General features: G+C 62.8%; 2 protein-coding genes and 1 pseudogene. All 3 read left to right on the top strand.

The annotated features are described in order from the left end of the window. The coding region (locus ACR0P8_RS09045) for a Fe-S-containing protein (protein WP_432624750.1) at positions 1 to 1191 on the top strand (1191 nt) is incomplete at its 5' end. A gap of 21 nt (positions 1192 to 1212) precedes the next feature. Further along, positions 1213 to 2595, top strand: a complete 1383-nt coding sequence (locus ACR0P8_RS09040) for an ABC transporter permease (RefSeq protein ID WP_432624749.1) — start codon at positions 1213 to 1215, stop codon at positions 2593 to 2595. 30 nt (positions 2596 to 2625) lie between these two features. Beyond that, positions 2626 to 3343, top strand: a pseudogene (locus tag ACR0P8_RS09035) (ABC transporter permease); the annotation flags it as partial.

Raw genomic sequence — 3343 nt, 5'->3', positions numbered from 1 at the left:
GTCGGTGAGGGACGGGACAAGCCGCTGAGCGCGTATTGGAGACTGGCCGGCTTTGTTGTCGGATTCGCCGGTGCCATCGTCTTCGCCGCGTTGCGCGCCACGGCCGTCATCACGCAGCGCACGTTCGTCAACTATCCGACCTTGTGGTGCTGCGTCATCTTCGACGTGGCCGTGTTCGTCGTCGTCATCTTCGCCCGTCGCATCACCACCGACTGGCATCGTCGCCGCGCGCTGCTGGACGTGGCGAATCTTGTGGCCGCGCTGGCGATCGCAGCCACCACCTTCCGTGCGCTGCCCGACGTGATCCTGCGATTGACGATTTTCGTCGAGCCTGGCGATCCGATCTTCACCTCCGACATGCTTTTGCGCGCGCTCGGCTTCGCGTTGGGCGCCGCCGTCGTGATCATCGCGGCGCTGATATTCCGCACGATGCGTTCCACCGCCGTGCGCTGGTCGTTCACCACGGCTGTCCTGCTGCTGATCGCGCTGCTGTTCGCCCAGCATTTCACCGACCTTGCGCAGCTCCTGCAATCCAAACGCATCGTCAGCTTCCCGACAACCGCCTTCCTGGCGCTCGTGTGGGGCATCAACCATCAGCGGGACATGACCATCGCCATGGCGCTGGTATTCGCCATCCCCGCAGTCGCCAGCATCGTCATGGGATTCAAGGTCAAGCCCACCGGCGCCAACGAAGCCATCGCGCGTACGCACATCGCCTTCCGCCGCCGTGCAAAAGCGGCCGGCGCGTTCAGCCTCGTCGCCATGATCGGCGTCACCGTGGCCCTGACGTACGGCGTCGCGCAGACGCAGAAAGTCGTCACCCTTTCCCCACCGGAGGAGTATTCGCTCGTCGACGGCGTGGCCACCATCAAATTCAGCCAGGTCTCCGACGGCCATCTTCATCGCTTCCAATACAAGGCGAAGGACGGCACCGTCATGCGCTTCATCATCATCAAGAAGAACGGCGGCGCGTACGGCGTCGGCCTTGACGCGTGCGACAACTGCGGCGACGCCGGCTACTACGAGAAGGACGGCAAGATTATCTGCAAGAAATGCGATGTGGCCATCAACCTCGCCACTATCGGCTTCAAAGGCGGCTGCAACCCCATCCCCTTCGACTACCAGATCAAACCCGGCAAAATCGTCATCCAAACGTCCGCGCTCGACGCGCTGTCGAGCCACTTCCAGTGAGCGAAAGGAAAGCCGAATCCCATGTTCTTCCTGAATATGATCTTCCGTTCGTTCAGCCGGCAGTTCAAGCGGCGGCTGCTCATCGCCGTCACCGTATGCCTGTCCGCCACCGTCAGCGTGGCCATGCTCGGCGTGGTGTTCGACGTGGGCGACAAGCTCAACGCGGAACTGTCCACGTACGGCTCGAACATCATCGTCCAGCCGAAATCCGATGCGGTGGTGAGCGACCTGTACGGCACGGGTGATTCCAACGGTTCGGCTGCTTCCGGAACGTCCTCCGCGGCTTCCGGAACCTCCTCCGATCCCACGTCGTTTTTGAAGGAATCCGACGCGAAGAAGATCAAAACCATCTTCTGGGCATTCAACATCACCAACTTCGCGCCCGAGCTGAACATCCACGCCGACGCAGGCTGCTCCGGCTCGACGCAAGGCAGCTGCAAGGCCGCGAATGTGCCGATTGTGGGCACATGGTTCGCCAAGACCCTGCACATGGATTCCGGCGAATCCACCGTGGTCGGCGTGGACGGCATGCGATCGTGGTGGAAGGTCAGCGGAACATGGCCGAAGGACGGCGGTGCGCAGGCGATGGCCGGCAGCGCGATCGCCGCGAAACTTGGCCTGAAGATCGGCGACAGCGTCACGCTTGACAAAACGATCGCCGCATCCGACGGAAACGGCACCGAGCGGAATCGCGTGAAGGTGAAGATCGTCGGCATATTCGATTCCGGCGATTCGGACGACAACGCCATCTACATGCCGTCCATCATGGCGCAGACGCTCGCGAACCTGCCCGACTCCGTCGACAAGATCGAGGTCAAGGCGCTCACCACGCCCGACAACGACCTCGCGCGCAAGGCGTCGAAGAACCCGGCCGCGCTCACGCAGGACGAGTGGGAGACCTGGTATTGCACCGCGTATCCCTCGTCGATCGCCTACCAGATTGAGGAGGTGTTGCCGGGGGCGGTGGCCAAGCAGGTGCGCCAGGTGGCCGCGCTGCAGGGCGATGTGCTGAACAAGACGCAGGCGGTGATGGTGCTCATGACCGTGCTGTCGTTGGTCGCGGCCGCGATCGCCGTGGCCAACCTCATGGCCGCCTCGATCGGCGAACGCGGTTCGGAATTGGCATTGTTGAAGGCGATTGGCGCTACGGACGGCGCGGTTTCGCGTCTGATGCTCGCCGAAACGGCGGTGGTCGCGCTGGTCGGCGCGATCGTGGGCGCGCTGCTTGGTTCCGGTGTGGCGCAGATTGTGGGACACGTGGTGTTCGGCTCCGGCATCACCATGCGTCCAATGGTCTTTGTGCTGGTGTTCGTGCTGCTCGCCGTCACCATTCTCGTCGCTTCGCTGTCGTCGATTCGGGCGATTTTGGGCTTGCGTCCTGCGGAGGTGTTGCATGGAAGGTGAGTTGGGACTGGATTTCGTAGGGGGTGTGCGATGACGAATCGCAGGATGTTCTTCACCATGCTGTGGGGCGCGGTGTTCCGCCGTCGTTCGCGGGCGATGATGGCCGTGATCGCGTCGTTGGTCGGCGCGGCCACGTTGTTCTGCCTCGCGTCCGTATGCGTCGCGGTGCCACGGCAGATGAATGAGGAAATGCGCGAATACGGCGCGAACCTAATCGTCACGCCATCCAACGCCACGGGAAAATCGCAAGGCATCGACAGTGCGACCATGCGTGCCGTGACATCGCTCGTAACGGCCGGGCACAGCGCGAAATCGGCCGCATACCGGTATGAAAGCGTACGCGTCAACTCCGCGCCGTACACCATCGCCGGCGTGGACGCGAAATCCGTCAGGGCGCTCAATCGCCATTGGAACGTGACGGGCGATTGGTCCAGCGCGGGCAATGTGATGGTCGGCCGGGACGTGGCCGACGCGCTCGGCGTGAAGATCGGCAGCCGCGTCACCATCGCCTACCGTGCCTCCGATGCCCAAACGTCCGATTCTGGAGAATCGGACAAACAAAGCTCCAAATCCGACCCGCAACTGTCCGCGTCTCCAGAATCGGACACTCACGGGGCCCAAGATGCGGACACGGGCCACCACGCCATGGAAAACGGCCGCGTCTCATCCGACATCATGGACACCGACGGCACCGAATTCCGTGTCTCGGGAATCGTCGACACCGGTGGCAACGAGGACTCCATCATCC

Source organism: Bifidobacterium sp. (genome assembly GCF_050874245.1).
Lineage (GTDB): Bacteria > Actinomycetota > Actinomycetes > Actinomycetales > Bifidobacteriaceae > Bifidobacterium.
The sequence above is the reverse complement of the archived record's forward strand: the minus strand, read 5'-3'. Positions and strand labels throughout refer to the sequence as shown.

Excerpts from the sequence above, each read along its gene's own strand:
- ACR0P8_RS09040 (WP_432624749.1), top strand. The coding sequence starts at position 1,213 with ATGTTCTTCCTGAATATGATCTTCCGTTCGTTCAGCCGGCAGTTCAAG.